The following is a 14674-nucleotide window of genomic DNA, read 5'->3' as shown; positions in this document are numbered from 1 at the left end:
TCATGTGGCCCGGCGCGTGTCCGGATCCGAGTCCATATCGCCGCTAAGCGAGAGATCGGCCTGAAGCGACAGCCGCAGCCAGCCGGTCACGCGCGCCACGTGCTCGTTCTCGCGGGTCAGCGCATCGTTGAACTGCGTGACGAGTTCATCGCGACCAAGCTGCGTCGCGAGTTCGATGAGAAGCTCCCACGACGCGACGTCGATGACTTCGGCGGCGAGCAGCGTCTGCAACGCCTGCGACAGCGTCGCGCGCGGATCGTTGATGGCCTGCATCAGCCCCATGCCCTGAACGCCGGCCAGGTCCGCGCACGGCGTCTGCAGCGTGGGGTCGCCTCCAAGCTTCTCGATCGCTTCCACGCACAGCGCGAAGTGGCGCGCTTCCTCGTCGCGGATTTCCTCGACGAGCTCGCCCGTCATCCCTTCGGGCAACGCCGTCTCGGTGGCGAGCCGTTGCAGCATGGCGTCGTACAGGCGCGTGCCGCTGCGCTCGTAGGCGGCGCGCTCGCCGATCTTGTCCAGCAGCACGTGCAGGCGATTGCCCGACAGCGTTTCGGCGACCGTGCCCACGACGCCCTTGAGTGTCGTCGGCGGCGGCATGGAGCCGACCGGTTCGGATTCCTCCAGGTACTGCGCGCGGATGTCTTCCAGCCCGATCTCGGGCATCGGCGCGTCTTCCTGCATCGGAAGGCCCGACAGCATGGCCTCGGCCTCCATCGGCGAGGTGCGCAGCCCCGTGCGGTTCATGCCCAGCGTGATTCGATCCTGCATGGTGTCCTCCTGCGGTCAGGCCGCCTGGCGATTGAGTTCGGTGCCCGGGTTGTAGCGATAGCCTTCGGCCACGGCTTCGGTCGGCGAGCCCTCGGAATTCATGTGCGTGCGATAGCGGATCGTCTCCTCGCTCTCCTCGCCGTCGGGCATGTAGTCCGGGCCGATCGCGCGCATGTCGACTTCGGCCAGCAAGGTCTCGCGGACGAAGTCGCGCTGGCTGTCGAACGGAATCGGGTCGGGCAGGCGATCGGGCAGGATCTCGGCGATATCGCGACGCTCGTGCTGCTTGAACAGTTCGGTGACGAACTTCAGGTGGCCCAGTTCGTAGTCGAGGAAGCGTTCCCAGATCGCCTTGATGCGCGGGTTGCTCTCCTGCTGCACGGCCCCGTAGTAGTTGTAGACCTCCATGGCCTCGTGCATCACCCACTGTTCGAGCCAGGTCTGCGTCGGGTCGATGATCGACTCGTACTGCGTGACGTGCTGCTCCTCGATCGATGCGATCTCGGCGTAGAGCAGGCGCGCTACCGGATCGGTGAACAGCGGTCCGATGTTCATGTAGTAGTTGTGCGTCTGCTGCTCGGCCGACATGATCGTCAGCGCGTGCAGCTTCGACAGCGGGTCGGCGGTGTTCTTGTCGAACGGCGTGCGCAGGTCGTCTTCCGGCGCGCGGTGTTCGACGATCGTCGGCCGGCCGGGGAGGATGTCCGTGTAGCACTGCAGGATGTTGTTGGCGTCCTTGCCTTCGAGCCGGTCGAGCATCGCCGAGTAGCGATACATGTGGTCGAAGTCTTCAAGCAGGCCGTAACGGTAGGTCTGCGCGAGGTAGGGATCGGGCTCGCGCTGCGCGACCGCGGCCGTCACTTCGATCGCCACCTGCTCGTAGGCGATGGTCGTTTCCAGCGGCGAATGATCCGCGCCGATGAGCCAGTTGATGCACGTAGCCTGGTGATGCTCCACGCGCCGCACTTTCGCCAGGGGAACCTGCAGGTCCCGGTTCATGCGCGCGGCGGAATGCTGGAAGCGCAGCGCCTCCAGCTCCAGCCCGTTCAGAAGGATGATGCGCACGCGCGTGAACGCGTCATCGTCGAGCTTGCTGATGGGCTTCTGCACGAGTTCGCGCCAGGTGAAACGCTGGCGGTCCAGCGGGCAACCCTTGATGTCGGAAAGGTCCAAGGCCATGCGTTTGTTCCTCCGTAAGTCCCGAACCAACACTCACGCAAGATCGGTGCCACGCCGCAAAGCCGCGCAGGCCGCTTGAAGCGCGCATCGAGGTGCATGCGCGAGGAAGGACTTGCGTTGCAGCGAAGGTCGCGTTGCGCCCTTCGGATCCCCGCGGCGCGAGCGATAAGTGGCATGCGGTTTGCGTGGAATGGGGAAGGGCAGCGCGCCGTGCAGTCGGCAAGGACGCAAGCGCCCGCATCCGCAGGAGGGCACGGCACCATGAAACTCCATCATCTGAACTGCATATCCACGTGCCCGCTGGGCGGCCGCCTCATGGACGGGCGCACGACGGGCATCATCGAACGTGGCGAACTCGCCTGCCATTGCGTCCTGATCGAAGCCGACGATGGCCTGGTGCTGGTCGATACAGGACTTGGATTGCACGACGTGCGCGACCCGCGCGGGCGACTGAGCCGGTTCTTCCTGACGCTGCTGAGTCCGGATTTCCGCGAGCAGATGACGGCCGTGCGACAGGTCACACGTCTCGGCTTCCAGCCCAGCGACGTGCGGCACATCGTGCTGACGCACCTGGACTTCGACCATGCCGGCGGCCTGGACGATTTCCCGTCCGCGCAGGTGCACATGATGGCGACGGAGCGCGGCTATGCGATGCAGCAGAAGACGTGGCTCGATCGCCAGCGCTTCCGTCCGCAGCAGTGGTCCACGCGTGCGAACTGGAACGTGTACGACGAGGCGGGCGGGGAAGACTGGTTCGGCTTCCGCAGCGTTCGCGACATGCAAGGCCTGCCGCCCGACATCCTGCTCGTACCACTGCCGGGCCACACCTTCGGACATGCGGGAGTCGCCATCCTCTGCGCCGATGGCTGGCATCTGCTCGCGGGCGACGCATTCTTCGACCATCGCGAACTCGACCGGCAGCCGCGCTGCACGCCCGGCCTGCGGTTCTATCAATGGATGATGGAGAAGGACCGCGCCGCGCGTTTGCGGAACCAGCAACGACTCCGCGACCTGCACCATGCGCAGGGCGCTATCAACATCTTCTGTTCGCACGACCCGGTCGAGTTCGAGCGTCTCGCGCGGCGTCCGCTGCACGCGCCCGCATCGTAGGGGCGCGTCGCCGCAAGCGTTCCCTTAAGCCGCAGCGTCCTGCTTGAACATCGCGGCGACCAGTTCCGACATGCGATACGGCTTGCGCATCAGCATCACGCCCTCGGGCGGATCCACCACGCCGGGTTCGTGTCCCGTCGTCAGAACCGCGCAGAGTCCCGGGCGCAGTTCGCGGATCGCTGCCAGCAGTTCGACGCCGTCGACGCGTCCTTTCAGGTCGATATCGATGATCGCACCATCGAACTCCTGCGCTGCGACCAGCTTCAGCGCCTGCGTCGCGTTCATCGCTCCGCACGCCTGCAATCCCTGCGCTTCCAGCGCCTGCGCGGTGGCCCGCGTCAGATACACGTTGTCGTCAACCACCAGCACCGATCGCTTCATCGTCTTCTCCATTCGTGAACGCAGTGTCCACGACGTGGGCGTGGGATGACGTGAAGTCGTCGGCAACGTGACGCCGGCAGGAGCGTCCGGGCCCGCCATTCATGCGGTGCGATGGGTCGCGTGATTCCCCGCAGAAGCTTCACGTACCGAACCGCCGGGCAGGGGCAGACTCGTATTTCCACCGCCTGGAGATCCCGCGATGACCGAGAGCCCGTCCGCTGCCGAACAGACCGTTCAGCAGATGCTCTGGGCGTTCGCAAGCCGGTCGAACGATTACGCGGTGATGCTGATGGACAACCAGGGCGTGATCACCTGGGCCAATGCCGGTGCGGAGACGATCCTTGGCCAGGCACGGGACGACCTCGTCAGTTCGCCGCTGGCGCGGTTCTTCACCCGCGCCGACGTACGCAAGGGGATTCCGGAACACGAACTGGAGGAAGCCCGTCTGCGCGGAACCTCGGGAAACGATCGCTGGATGCTGCGCAGCGACCGTTCGAAATTCTGGGCATCCGGGCTGACCATCAGTCTTGGGAACGAAGTCGGTGCCTACACCTTCCTCAAGATCTTCCGCGACCAGACTGACGTCAGGATGCAGCTCGAGTCCGCACTGAAGCAGTGCACCGCCACCACGCAGATCAACGAGGGACTAACGGCGTCGATCGCGCTGCTGGCGCACGAACTGCGCAATCCACTTTCGGGAATCGGCTTGTCGGCGGCGGTGCTCGCCAGCCGCGTGGACGATCCGGTCGGCGCTCCGCAGGTCGACACGATCGTGCGCAACGTCGACATGGCCGCGCGCCTCATCGACGATCTCATGCAGCACAGCAAGGTGACGTCGAAGAGCTTCGCGCTCGATCGCAGCGACTGCAGTCTGCGCGACCTGCTGGAGCGATCGGCGCAGATCGCGCTGCGGCAGATGGACCAGGAGGGCCGCGACATTCCCGTACTGGTGCCGTCGGGCGACATCGACATGCACGTGGACTGCATGCGCATGCAGCAGGTCTTCGTGAACCTGATCGCCAACGCGCTGCGTTACACGCCCTTGCCGGGGCGGATATGGGTGACCGGCACCATCATCGGATCGGACGTGACGGTGCGGGTGTCCGACGAGGGCGTGGGCATCGACACCGCGCAACTCGAACAGATCTTCGACCTGTTCACGGTGCCACAGCTGCAGGGCTCCAAGCTCGGCCTGGGCCTGGGATTGGCGCTGGTGAAGAAAATCGTGGAAATGCACTCCGGCAGCGTGCAGGCGAAGAGCGAAGGGCTCGGCAAGGGCAGCATGTTCATCGTGCGCTTTCCCGCGCATGAGTGATGCCGCGCGCCTGACGCCTCGCATCGTCAACGCGCGTCACTCGTCGTCCGCCATGTTCCGATGCACCTCGATGCGGTGCCTCACGCGCTCTTCCTCCAGGCGCCACGTCGCGACGGCGGGATCGTCCGCGTCATGGAGCTCAAGCATCATCAGCAGCACGCGATGCCGTTCGTGCAATGCCCTCAGCGCCGCCCACAGTGCGACGTCGGCCTGGCTGGCCTGGCAATCGTCGAGCGTCGTCAGCGAGAACGCGTGACCGGTGTGGCATCGGAAGCGGCACGGCCGGGAACCGTTGACCTGCCAGAGAACGCCACCGCATTCCGGACACGCGAGATCGGAGCGGGTGCCGATGTCGTCGATGCGTTCCATCGCATCCGACCGGTCCAGCGTGAGCGCATGCTCGGCACGAATCGCGCGCGGCAGGTCATCGTGTCGGGTGATCGGCACGCGCACCAGTTCCTGGAGAACCTTGGCCAGCATCGCGCCCGTGGTCACGCGATCGACATCGATGCATGCAAGCGCGCTGCGGGGCATTTCCGGCTCCTTCGCGTCGTCCGGCTCCTGCACGACGGTGAGGCCGCCCGCCGCCTTGATCGCCTGCAAACCTGCAGTTCCATCGTCGAGCCGGCCACTGAGGACGACGCCGATCGTGCGCGGGCCGTAGGCGATCGCCGCCGACCGGAAGAGGGGATCGATGGCCGGCCGCGCGAAGTTCTCCTTCGGTCCCATCGTCAGCACGATTTCGCCGTCGGACACGAGCATGTGGTGATCGGGCGGCGCGATCAGGAACGTGCCGTTGGTGATCTTCTGCCCCGATACCGGATGGAACGCCCGGTGCGGCCCGGCGCTGCCGAGCAGTTCCGGCAGCACGCTGAGGTGGCGTCCGATGTGCTGCACCACCAGCACCGGTGGAAATCCTTCGGGGAGTTCCGCGGCGAGTTGCAGCAGCACGCGCAGCGCCCCGGCCGAGGCGCCGATGACGATGAGGTCGCGGTGGATGGGCGCCGGTGGGTTCAACGCAGGAACTCGTGTGCGGGGTTCGAGTATCGCGTTGCGAACGTGAGGTTTCGATAACGGCAATCGCGCGGCGAGGCGTCGGTCGAGCGCACGCACGCGCGTGACGGGCTCATCTGCCACCCGCATCGACGGAGCGGTCGGTTGCGCCGCCGGAGCGGGTTCGTCAGTTGGAAGCGGTCGCGGGATTGGGGGATTCAACCGGCACGCCGAAGTCTTCCAGGACCCGTGCGATCTCCGCCGCGTGTCGCTCCAGTGCGCGGTCGAGTTCGCGACGCAGCTCCCGATCTTCCCGACGCACCGCGAACGAGATCTCGAATGTCATCGGCCACTGCGGGCCATCGAGCCAGGGCGTCACCGGCGCGAGCTGCAGCGAAGGAAAGCGACGCGCGAAGTAGCCCGCGGTCGGCCCCCACACCGCGGCGACATCGACGCGGCCATCTACCACCGCCGCCACGATGTCAGACTGCGGCGCCGCATCGGCGTAGTCGCCGTACACCGTGAAGCCGCGGATGTTCGCGTACATGCCCCGGCGTGCCAGCGCGTGCGCGGGCGGCGTATTGGCGCCGTCGTCGCCGATGAGCTGCACGCCGATGGTGGCATCGCGAAGGCGAGGGTCGTCGAACGAGCTCAATCCTGCCCAGCGTCCGTCGCGGCGCGAGACGAAGACGTAGGTCGCCCGGTAGTACGGGCGCGTTGTCGACAACCCTTCGATGCCAGCGGCGATGCCGGGAACCACGTCGCACTTGCCGGCACGGATCGTGTTGCGAAGCGCGCCGCGTCGTTGCGCCCACCACGTGTAGACCAGCTCCGCGTCGAGCTCCTTCGCGACGATTTCGGCGATGCGGTTCTCGAAGCCTTCTCCGTCGCGATTCGAGAAGGGCAGGTTGTTCGGATCCGCGCAGACGCGAAGTTCCCGGGCTTCGGCGTTCGTGCAGGCGAGAAGCAATAGCAGCATCGACACGTGCGATTTCATTTCGCGACCTCCACGCCCCATGGTTTTCCGCCGGTACGGATCGTCGCGAGCGGGCGATTGCCTTCGAGATCGATCACGGTCACGTCGCCCGACAGTCCCGCCGCGGCATACAGGCGCTTGCCGTCCTTCGACAGCGCGATCGACCACGTGCGTTGCCCGACGGGGAAATAGCGCAGGATCCGCCCGGATTGCGGCTCCACCTCGGCGACCTGGTTGCCGCGTCCGAGCGCGACGAATGCGCGCCGATAATCCGGCGTCAACGCCAGGCCGACGGCCTGCACGCCCATCGGCGCATCGTCGGCGCGATCGAAGTCGATCGTCCGCACGACCCTGCGCGTCGTCATGTCGAACACCGCCACCGTCGCGCGCATCTCCGACGACACCCACAGCCATCGGCCGTCGCGCGAGAACACGGCATCCCGCGGTCGCGTCCCCACCATCACGCTGTCGACGAGCACGCGGTCGCGGGCGTCGATGAAGTGCACCAGGCTCGCCGTCTCGGACGTGCAGATCACCCACTTGCCATCGGGGCTCGTCGCCATGCCTTCGGGCTCGGCGCCGACCGCCACCTCCGCGACGATCTTCTTCGCGGCGATGTCGACGAAGGACACCTTCGCGTCGTCCTCGTTCGCGATGTACATCCAGCGACCGTCGGGACTCAGCGAGAACCGCTCGGGGTCGTGGCCGGACGGCAGCTGGGCGGTCACCTTGCCGCTGGCGACGTCGACCACGTCGATGCGGTTGTCATCGCTCACGGCGACGAAGAGCGACCTGCCGTCGCTGCTCAGCTGCAGGCCACGCGGGCGCCTGCCCGTCGGGATCGTGCGGATGTCCGTCCAGTCCGGTGCCTTGATCACGTGGAGGACGTGGGTCTGCTCGTCGGAGACGTAGAGCGTTTCCGCGCGCGATAGTGCCGGCAAGAACGCGAGCACGACGAGGATTCCCGCAAACCCCGAGCGCTTAAGTTCCTGCCGTTCGAGCCCGCGCGCGAGCAGGGCGATGCCAGCCGCCGCGTGCACCAGCCCGCCGGGCACCCACATCAGCAGGCCGGCGATCTGCTGGTCTTCGGCGGGACTCAGGCCGAACGCGTCCAACTCCAGCCGGCTGTAGCCGGCGTACCACGGCCCGCGCGAGAGCGCCATCAATGCGCCGAGCGCGCCGCTCACCACCGATGTGAAGAACAGGCAGCCCACGGTGATGCCCAGCCGCTGCGGCCGCGCGACCAGCATCGCCCACCAGAACAGCAGCGCCGACACGACGAAGCACACGTGCTGCACGACATGCCAGCCGCGGTGGGCGAGGGCGAGATCGAACGCGTCGGGCGCGTGCCACAGCCACAGCACGGCCGCCTGCACGACGGTGGCGACGATGGGCGAGCTCATCACGCGCCACGGGATCGACACGCCCCGACCGCGCGCCCAGTGCGCCAGGCGCAGCCGCGTCGTGCGCGGCAGCGCCCACAACCCCATGCCGATGGGACGCGACAGCACCAGCAGCGGTGCGGCGACAAGCATCAGCAGTTCGTGTTCGAGCATGTGCGCGGCGAAGGAGCGCTCGCCGGCCTCGTGCAGCGGACTGACGAGTGCTCCGGCCATCACCAGCCATCCCGCACCGAACAGCAGCGCCTTGGCGCGCTGGTGGCGATGCGTCGACGAACGCCGGACGATGCGCACGTAGCCCGCGACGAACCACGCCAGGACCAGCAGCAACGGAATCACGATCCATGGATCGAACGTCCAGCCGAGCTGCGGCGCGGGATCGCCATGCGCGAACGCAGGCGGGGCGATCATCGCAACGAGAACCGCGGGCCACCGACGGATCAGGGACATGGCGGCAGCACCCACATCGCCAGCGTCTGCCACAGCACCGCCACGGAGAACAGCGCACACATCATCCAGCCCACGCGTGCGATGAACAGGCGCGTGTGCCGGTGCGGGTCGTCGTCGTTGCCGCGCACCGATGTCCACGAGATCCACGCACCGATGCCCATCAGCGCCCATGCGACCGCCGCAACGGTGAAGCCCGCAGCCGGGCCGCCAAGCTCGCAGCGGAAACGCAGCATGTCCGACAGCACCTGGTGGTGCAGCGCCTCGCCGAGGATCGCCCCCGCGAACGCCGCCCACGGCGCGAGGCGGCCCGATCGCGTGCTCAGAGCCATCGCGGCGTCCAGTAGATGACGACGTAGAGCGCGACCCAGCTCCAGACGATGAAGTGCCAGTACATCGCGTTGTCGGCCACGTCGGAGAACTTGCGCCCGGTCATGTCGTGGGTCCAGCTGAGCGTCGCGAGCACGCCGCTGTCGAACACATCGGTGATCGCATGGAAGGTGTGCAGCACGATCAGCGCCCAGACGATCGAGCCGTAGGCCGTGCGATCCCAGCGCACGTTGAGCGCGTCCATCTCCATCGCGCGCAACACCAGGACGCCAAGGCCCAGCAACGTCATCAGCGTCAGGCCCCAGCGCACCGGCTGCAGTCGCTGCGCCTTCGCCATGTGCGTAAGCCAGACGTTGGGAATCTCGGTGGCGACGAGCGCGACCGTGAACACCGTCGCCCAGAACAGTGGCGGCGGATCGGTGGACGGCGGCCACTGCACCTCGTTGTGCATGAGGTAGTAGTAGGCGCCGATCGCGAGCACGAACCCCATGCCCTCGATCAGCATGAAGCCGGTCACGCCCCACCAGCTGATCGTGCCCGAGCCGAAGGCGTAATCGTCCAGCTTCGAGACATCCCCGACGATCTGCGGCTGGCGTTTCATTCGTCCGACTCCTGGCTGCGGTCGGAACGTTTCGGCCAGAACCAGATGGTGAAGGCGATCGCCGCCGGGATGGCGCCCCAGACCACGCCCCACTGGTCGAAGATCGACCACACGAACACCACCGTCAGCGCCACGGCGGACCAGAGAGGCCAGATCGAGGGATCCGGCATCGACCACCGGCACAGCGGAATCGCATCGACCGGCGTGCTCAGCAGCACCTCGCGGCGGTCGTCGCGCACGCCTGCGATCACCGGAAGGTCGGGGCGCGGATCGGCCTCGGCGTTCAACCACAGCGGATGGCGTCCGGTCACCACCGGCGTGTGCTCGAAGTTGTAGGACGGAGGCGGCGAGGTGGTCGCCCACATCAGGTCCGGCGAACCCCAGGGATCGTCCGCTGCCGGTTCGCCACGGCGCAGCGAGCGCCACACGTTGAAGACGAACACCAGCACGCTGGCCGCCATCAGGTACGAACCCAGCGTGGCGATGAAGTTGTAGACGTCCCAGCCGAGGCCCGGTTGATACGTGTATACGCGTCGCGGCATGCCGATCAGTCCGAGGTAGTGCATCGGGAAGAACGTGACGTTGAAGCCGATGAAGAAGAGCCAGAACTGCCAGCGCCCCAGCGTTTCGCCGAGCATGCGTCCGGTGATCTTGGGGAACCACAGGTACAGCGCGCCCATCAGCGGGAACACCGCGCCGCCGATCAGCACGTAATGGAAGTGCGCGACGACGAAGTAGGTGTCGTGCACCTGCAGGTCCAGCGGCACCGAGGCGAGCATCACGCCGGTCAATCCACCGAGCACGAACAGCGCGAAGAAGCCCATCACGAACAGCATCGGCACCGCGAACCGCGGTCGGCCGGTCGCGATCGTCGCGATCCAGCAGAAGATCTGGAGGCCGCTCGGCACCGCGATGAGCATGCTCGCCGCGGTGTAGAAGCTGTTGCCCACCGGCGGCAGGCCGGCCGCGAACATGTGGTGCACCCACAGTCCGAACGCGAGGAATCCGGTGGCAACCAGCGCCATCACCATCGGCGTGTACGCGAAGATCGGCCGACGCGAGAAGGTTTCGACGATGCTGGAGATCATGCCCAGCGCGGGCATGAAGATGATGTAGACCTCCGGATGGCCGAAGAACCAGAACAGGTGCTGCCACAGCAGCGGATCGCCGCCTTCGCCCGGGTTGTAGAACTGCGTGCCCACCAGCCGGTCGGTGATCAGGAACGTGCTGGCGAGCATCACCGCGGGCATCGCGAAGATCACCATGAAGCTGGTGACCAGCATCGACCAGACGAACAGCGGGATGCGCGACAGCGTCATGCCCGGCGCGCGCATCGTCATCACGGTCGCGACGATCTCCACCGCGATGCACAGCGCGGCGACTTCGGTGAAGGTGATCATCTGCGCCCAGAAGTCGGTGCGCTTGCCGGGCGAGAAGTCGGACGAGGAGAGCGGCACGTAGCCCGTCCAGCCGGCTTCCGGCCCGATGTCGAGCACGAACGCGATGAAGATCATCACGCCGCCGAACAGGTAGACCCAGTAGCTGAAGGCGTTCAATCGCGGGAACGAGATGTTGCGCGTGCCGACCATCAGCGGCACCACGTACACCGCGACGGCTTCCATGATCGGCACCGCGAACAGGAACATCATCGCCGAGCCATGCAGCGAGAACATCTGGTTGTACTGGTCCGGGCCGAGGAGCCGGGTCTCGGACGTTGCCAGCTGCGTCCGCATGATCAGCGCGAGCACGCCGGCGAGTGCGAAGAACACCAGCGCGGTGACGATGTAGCGATGCGCTACGCGCTTGTGGTCGACCGTGGTCAGCCATCCGATGAAGCCCGGCCTGTCTGCCCAGCTCCGCGACAGCCTGTCCACGTGCGTACTCACTTCAGCCCCATCAGGTAATCGACGAGCGCGGACGAATCGTCCTTCGACAGCGGAACCGCCGGCATCAGGTTCCCGGGCTTGGGGTGCTGCGGATCGTCGAGCCACTTCGCCATCGCGTCGCGCTCCATCGGCAACGCGCCGGCGGCGAGCGTGCGACGGCTTGCCAAGTGCGTGAGGTCCGGTCCCACGCGGCCACCCGCCGGCGTACCGCGCACCGTGTGGCAGGTGGCGCACGCGGTTCGGTTGAAGACTTCGGCACCGCGGAGGGCCGTCGTGCTGGAAGGCGAGGGCGCCGGCGCGAGTTGCTTCGCCGCCCACGCGCGGAACGTCGCTTCGTCCGTGACCTGCACGTCCAGCGCCATGTGCGCGTGCTGGAGGCCGCAGAACTCCGCGCACTGGCCGCGGAACGTGCCGTCGCGGCGCGGCGTGAGGAAGACCGCATTCGTGTAGCCGGGGATAAGGTCTTCCTTCCCGCTCAGCGCCGGCACCCAGAAGCTGTGGATGACGTCGCCCGATTTCAGCTCGATGCGCGCGGTGCGGTCGCGCGGCAGGCGCAGTTCGTTGGCCGTCGTGAACTGTTGCGATGGCTCCGGCGAAAGGTATTCGACCTGCCACCACCATTGCTTCGCGGTGATGCGGATTTCCAGGTCCGGCGTGCCGCCGTGCAGGCGGCGATCGGCGAGGAAGCTCACCGCGACGAACCACGTCAGCAGCCCGACGACCAGTACGACCCAGGCGAACAACGCGCGTGACAGCAGCGGATCGCGCGATACGCCTTCGCGCATCGCCACGGTGCGGCGTCGCCAGATCGCCCACGCCAGCGCGCCGAGGGTGAACAGATAGATCGTGCTGCAGGTCCACACCATGATCTGCCACACGTGGTCGATGGCCGCCGACTGGTCGCCCGCAGGCGCCAGCGACGACTGCACGCCGTTGCAGCCGGCCAGCAGCAGCGCGACGACCATCGCGAGCAGTCGCACCGTCTTCATTGCGGTGGCGGCTGTTGCGCCGACGCATCGCCGGCTTCGGTCGACTGGCGGGGCAACTGCGTGAGCGGCGGCGTGGCGCTCATGCCCTCGCGGCGGCTCGGCGCCGCCGCTTTCGACACATTGCCCGACAACGCGCGCACGTAGGCGGACAACTGCCAGGCCTGCATGTCGGTGAGCTTGCCGCGCCAGGCGGGCATGCCGTTGGGCCGGCCGTCGACAATGCTGGCGTGGATCTGGTCGATGGTGCCGCCGTAGCGCCACTGGTCGTCCATCAACGCGGGCCCGATCGCGCCGCCGCCGTTCGCATGGCAGCCATTGCAGTTGAATGCGCGGTACCAGCGGGCGCCCTGGTTGATGTGGTACGCGTTGCGTTGATACGCCATGCCGGTGTCGCTCACCGTCTGCGTCATCGCGGAACCGGGCTGGAAATCGGTGAGGGCAGGGCGCGGGTTCGTGCCTTCGGGCGCGCTGTGGTACGCGCGCCGCTCGCGTTCGCAGCCGGACGCCGCGATCAGCGCGAGCAGCGCCATCGCCGCCACGGCTTTCGACCACTCACTTGGGCAGCGCGAAGACATACAGTGTCCCGCCCGGTGAGGTGCGGTCCTTCAGGTCCGACAGCACGCCGCCCCAGCCGCCGGCCGCGGTGACGTCGCGCGTGTCCAGGTTCTGCACGACGATCGCGCCCGGCCAGCCGCCGATGCCCGACAGCACCGCGATGTACTGCCGGCCATCGGGGCCGCGGTAACTCACCGGTTGTCCGATGATTCCCGAGTCGGTCTTGAACTGCCAAAGCGCCTTGCCGCTGCGCGCATCGACCGCCTTGAACCAGCCGTCCATCGTGCCGTAGAAGACCAGGTCGCCCGCGGTCGCCAGCGCGCCGCTCCAGACGGGCAGGTCTTCCTTCACCTGCCATGCGATCTTCCGCGTCGAGGGATTCCACGCGGTGAACGCGCCGCGGTTGCCGCCTAGTCCGGCGTAGTAGCGGGCATCCGCGCCGACGTACGGCGTGCCCGCGATGTAGTTCACCTCGTTGGTCTGCCAGTCCATGCACAGGTTGTTGTGCGGGATGTAGATCAGGCCCGTGCGCCTGGAAAACGCCGACGGGTTCCAGTCTTTCGCGCCGGGCGCACCGGGGCAGACTTCGCGCACCACCTTGCCGGTCGCCGGCTGTTTGTCGGGATTCCAGTGTGCGCGCCCCGTCTTGAGGTCCACGCGCTCGATGGCGTTGACGTGCGAGAACGCGTCGGCCGACAACACCTGTCCCGTCGCACGGTCCATCACGTAGACGTAGCCGTTGCGTTCCGGTCGCACGAGGACCTTGCGACGCTTGCCGTCGATGGTCATGTCGAGCAGCAGGGTTTCGTTGACCGCGTCGTAGTCGAACAGGTCGTGCGGACTGAACTGGTAGAACCAGCGCGCCTGCCCGTCGTCGGGATCGCGCGCGAACATGCCGGCCGTCCACTTGTTGTCGCCGGGACGCTGCTCGGCGTTCCACGGGCCGGCGTTTCCCGTGCCGTAGTAGATGAGGTCCAGTTCGGGGTCGTAGGAGATCCAGCCCCACACGGTGCCGCCGCCGATCTTCCACGCGTCGGGCGGCCATGTCGTCTTGCCGAGGTCCTTGCCGCGTTCGCTCGCGTAGAACGGCTTGAACGAGGGGCCGATCAGCACCTCGCTATCCGGCCCGGTGCTCCAGGCCTTCCACGCCTGCTTGCCGCTGGCGGCGTCCAGCGCCACCAGCCAGCCGCGCACGCCGAATTCGCCACCGGAGTTGCCGACCAGCACCTTTCCCTTCACCACCATCGGCGCCATGGTGATGGTCTCGCCCTTGTTGATGTCGGCGAGCTTCACGTCCCACAGCGGTTTTCCCGTGTTGGCGTCGAGCGCGATGGTGCGGCCGTCGAGCGTGTTGAAGATGAACCTGTCCTGCCAGAACACGGCGCCGCGATTGACCACGTCGCAACACGCGACGCCTTGCGCCGCCGGCAGTGGCTTGGGTTCGAACTTCCACTTCTGCGGCGCGCCCGGTCGCGAAAGATCGAGCGCGTACACCACATTCGGGAATGGCGTGACGATGACCATCGTGTCGCCGACCACGATGGGTGCGGCCTCCTGGCCGCGGTTGATGCCGGTGGAGAAGGTGAACTCGACGCGCAGGTTTCCGATGTTGTCGCCGCGGATCTGGTCCAGCGGGCTGTAGCGCGTGTTGGCGTAATCGAGCGTCGCCATCGGCCACTCGCCATCGCGAGGCGTTTGAGCGCCCACCGACGCAACCATGCAGAGGGCGAGCAGCAGCAGCGTG

At 66.8% G+C, this 14674-nt stretch carries 14 protein-coding genes; 2 read left to right on the top strand and 12 right to left on the bottom strand.

The annotated features are described in order from the left end of the window. Together ABIE51_RS10840 and ABIE51_RS10835 are read right to left on the bottom strand one after the other, a co-directional pair. Window positions 1-768, bottom strand: a complete 768-nt coding sequence (locus ABIE51_RS10840) for a ferritin-like domain-containing protein (protein ID WP_192630739.1) — start codon at window positions 766-768, stop codon at window positions 1-3. Window positions 769-783: 15 nt separating this feature from the next. Further along, window positions 784-1947 (bottom strand): ferritin family protein, encoded by a 1164-nt coding sequence (locus tag ABIE51_RS10835; RefSeq protein ID WP_192630738.1) that lies wholly within the window; start codon window positions 1945-1947, stop codon window positions 784-786. Between the two features lie 261 nt (window positions 1948-2208). Here ABIE51_RS10835 and ABIE51_RS10830 point away from each other — a divergent pair, with 261 nt between their 5' ends. Continuing rightward, window positions 2209-3057 carry an MBL fold metallo-hydrolase gene (locus ABIE51_RS10830; RefSeq protein ID WP_192630737.1) on the top strand — a complete coding sequence of 283 codons (849 nt, stop codon included), beginning with the start codon at window positions 2209-2211 and terminating at the stop codon, window positions 3055-3057. A 24-nt stretch (window positions 3058-3081) separates the two neighbouring features. On the opposite strand, the gene ABIE51_RS10825 is transcribed toward ABIE51_RS10830, so the two are convergent. Next, window positions 3082-3438: a response regulator gene (locus ABIE51_RS10825; protein ID WP_181902775.1), complete on the bottom strand. Its 357-nt coding sequence runs from the start codon at window positions 3436-3438 to the stop codon at window positions 3082-3084. Window positions 3439-3637: 199 nt separating this feature from the next. On the opposite strand from ABIE51_RS10825, the gene ABIE51_RS10820 reads away from it, so the two are divergent. After that, the gene (locus tag ABIE51_RS10820) at window positions 3638-4753 is read left to right on the top strand and encodes a PAS domain-containing sensor histidine kinase (RefSeq protein WP_192630736.1); all 1116 of its coding nucleotides are present in this window, start codon (window positions 3638-3640) and stop codon (window positions 4751-4753) included. A 36-nt stretch (window positions 4754-4789) separates the two neighbouring features. Here ABIE51_RS10820 and ABIE51_RS10815 read toward each other — a convergent pair whose 3' ends face one another. From ABIE51_RS10815 to ABIE51_RS10775, 9 genes are all read right to left on the bottom strand, one after another. Further along, window positions 4790-5770, bottom strand: coding sequence for a chemotaxis protein CheB (locus ABIE51_RS10815; protein WP_192630735.1), 981 nt, complete (start codon window positions 5768-5770; stop codon window positions 4790-4792). A gap of 163 nt (window positions 5771-5933) precedes the next feature. Then, window positions 5934-6743 carry a quinoprotein dehydrogenase-associated putative ABC transporter substrate-binding protein gene (locus ABIE51_RS10810; RefSeq protein ID WP_354504049.1) on the bottom strand — a complete coding sequence of 270 codons (810 nt, stop codon included), beginning with the start codon at window positions 6741-6743 and terminating at the stop codon, window positions 5934-5936. Beyond that, on the bottom strand, window positions 6740-8572 hold the full coding sequence (locus ABIE51_RS10805) for a PQQ-dependent catabolism-associated beta-propeller protein (protein ID WP_192630733.1): 1833 nt from the start codon (window positions 8570-8572) through the stop codon (window positions 6740-6742). The genes ABIE51_RS10810 and ABIE51_RS10805 overlap by 4 nt, the downstream gene beginning before the upstream one ends. Then, window positions 8563-8901: a hypothetical protein gene (locus tag ABIE51_RS10800; protein ID WP_192630732.1), complete on the bottom strand. Its 339-nt coding sequence runs from the start codon at window positions 8899-8901 to the stop codon at window positions 8563-8565. The genes ABIE51_RS10805 and ABIE51_RS10800 overlap by 10 nt, the downstream gene beginning before the upstream one ends. Continuing rightward, the gene (locus ABIE51_RS10795; protein ID WP_192630731.1) at window positions 8892-9500 is read right to left on the bottom strand and encodes a cytochrome c oxidase subunit 3 family protein; all 609 of its coding nucleotides are present in this window, start codon (window positions 9498-9500) and stop codon (window positions 8892-8894) included. Before ABIE51_RS10795 ends, ABIE51_RS10800 begins: the two co-directional genes overlap by 10 nt. Next, a complete protein-coding gene (gene ctaD, locus ABIE51_RS10790; RefSeq protein WP_354504046.1) occupies window positions 9497-11374 on the bottom strand; it encodes a cytochrome c oxidase subunit I in 1878 nt (625 codons plus the stop codon). Before ctaD ends, ABIE51_RS10795 begins: the two co-directional genes overlap by 4 nt. An 8-nt stretch (window positions 11375-11382) precedes the next feature. Further along, entirely contained in the window at window positions 11383-12375 is a 993-nt protein-coding gene (gene coxB, locus ABIE51_RS10785; RefSeq protein WP_192630729.1) for a cytochrome c oxidase subunit II, read from the bottom strand. Continuing rightward, the gene (locus tag ABIE51_RS10780) at window positions 12372-12950 is read right to left on the bottom strand and encodes a c-type cytochrome (protein WP_192630728.1); all 579 of its coding nucleotides are present in this window, start codon (window positions 12948-12950) and stop codon (window positions 12372-12374) included. The genes coxB and ABIE51_RS10780 overlap by 4 nt, the downstream gene beginning before the upstream one ends. Continuing rightward, a complete protein-coding gene (locus tag ABIE51_RS10775; protein ID WP_354504043.1) occupies window positions 12928-14649 on the bottom strand; it encodes a methanol/ethanol family PQQ-dependent dehydrogenase in 1722 nt (573 codons plus the stop codon). The genes ABIE51_RS10780 and ABIE51_RS10775 overlap by 23 nt, the downstream gene beginning before the upstream one ends. Window positions 14650-14674: the final 25 nt, after the last annotated feature.

The sequence above is a fragment of the Lysobacter sp. OAE881 genome, from assembly GCF_040546665.1.
GTDB classification, from domain to species: domain Bacteria; phylum Pseudomonadota; class Gammaproteobacteria; order Xanthomonadales; family Xanthomonadaceae; genus Lysobacter_J; species Lysobacter_J soli.
Note: the sequence above shows the minus strand (reverse complement) of the source record. Positions and strands in the feature narration are given on the sequence as shown.

Bases quoted from the DNA above. Each gene is read 5' to 3' on its own strand.
- ABIE51_RS10800 (WP_192630732.1), bottom strand. From the start codon at position 8,901: ATGGCTCTGAGCACGCGATCGGGCCGCCTCGCGCCGTGGGCGGCGTTC.
- ABIE51_RS10780 (WP_192630728.1), bottom strand. From the start codon at position 12,950: ATGTCTTCGCGCTGCCCAAGTGAGTGGTCGAAAGCCGTGGCGGCGATG.
- ABIE51_RS10795 (WP_192630731.1), bottom strand. From the start codon at position 9,500: ATGAAACGCCAGCCGCAGATCGTCGGGGATGTCTCGAAGCTGGACGAT.
- ABIE51_RS10840 (WP_192630739.1), bottom strand. From the start codon at position 768: ATGCAGGATCGAATCACGCTGGGCATGAACCGCACGGGGCTGCGCACC.
- ABIE51_RS10835 (WP_192630738.1), bottom strand. From the start codon at position 1,947: ATGGCCTTGGACCTTTCCGACATCAAGGGTTGCCCGCTGGACCGCCAG.
- ABIE51_RS10825 (WP_181902775.1), bottom strand. From the start codon at position 3,438: ATGAAGCGATCGGTGCTGGTGGTTGACGACAACGTGTATCTGACGCGG.
- ABIE51_RS10805 (WP_192630733.1), bottom strand. From the start codon at position 8,572: ATGTCCCTGATCCGTCGGTGGCCCGCGGTTCTCGTTGCGATGATCGCC.
- ABIE51_RS10810 (WP_354504049.1), bottom strand. From the start codon at position 6,743: ATGAAATCGCACGTGTCGATGCTGCTATTGCTTCTCGCCTGCACGAAC.
- ABIE51_RS10820 (WP_192630736.1), top strand. From the start codon at position 3,638: ATGACCGAGAGCCCGTCCGCTGCCGAACAGACCGTTCAGCAGATGCTC.
- ABIE51_RS10830 (WP_192630737.1), top strand. From the start codon at position 2,209: ATGAAACTCCATCATCTGAACTGCATATCCACGTGCCCGCTGGGCGGC.
- ABIE51_RS10775 (WP_354504043.1), bottom strand. From the start codon at position 14,649: ATGGTTGCGTCGGTGGGCGCTCAAACGCCTCGCGATGGCGAGTGGCCG.
- coxB (WP_192630729.1), bottom strand. From the start codon at position 12,375: ATGAAGACGGTGCGACTGCTCGCGATGGTCGTCGCGCTGCTGCTGGCC.